Source organism: Mycobacterium sp. IDUB_19 (genome assembly GCF_055419445.1).
The window spans coordinates 1-353 of sequence record NZ_JBVAXR010000205.1 but is presented as its reverse complement, the minus strand read 5'-3'; the positions used below and the strand labels follow the sequence as shown (position 1 = coordinate 353).

The 353-nt window shown below is 63.7% G+C and carries 1 protein-coding gene and 1 tRNA gene; one reads left to right on the top strand and one right to left on the bottom strand.

Annotated features, from left to right (window positions below; all coding sequences use genetic code 11):
* Window positions 1-45 precede the first annotated feature (45 nt).
* The gene (locus ACZY0B_RS27955) at window positions 46-264 is read left to right on the top strand and encodes a hypothetical protein (RefSeq protein ID WP_463767453.1); all 219 of its coding nucleotides are present in this window, start codon (window positions 46-48) and stop codon (window positions 262-264) included.
* A gap of 13 nt (window positions 265-277) precedes the next feature.
* Here the strand turns inward: ACZY0B_RS27955 and ACZY0B_RS27950 are convergent.
* A tRNA-Arg gene (locus ACZY0B_RS27950) sits at window positions 278-350 on the bottom strand.
* Window positions 351-353: the final 3 nt, after the last annotated feature.

Here is a 353-nt window from a genome sequence, read left to right as displayed (position 1 = left end):
CACGCCCATAGCGGTCCGAGAAGCCGAGCAACTAGGGTCATGGCCATGAGTCGGCTCGAACGCGGCCTGGCACGGTTACGGGACATGCGCTTTGACTTGTACGCGCAGCCCATGCGGCAGGTGAGCCTGGAGCTCAAGATCGTGTTCTTCGCGATCCACCTGCCGATCGCCGGCGGTAAGACGCTGAAGGTCCCGATGATCGCGACGGTTGGGCCGATGCCGGAGAAGTCCAAGGAGAGCGACGCCGCCGACGGCGACGCCTAGCGCTTCAAGAGAGCGCGCCCGAAGGGATTCGAACCCCCAACCTTCTGATCCGTAGTCAGATGCTCTATCCGTTGAGCTACGGGCGCCGG

Bases quoted from the DNA above. Each gene is read 5' to 3' on its own strand.
- ACZY0B_RS27955 (WP_463767453.1), top strand. From the start codon at position 46: ATGAGTCGGCTCGAACGCGGCCTGGCACGGTTACGGGACATGCGCTTT.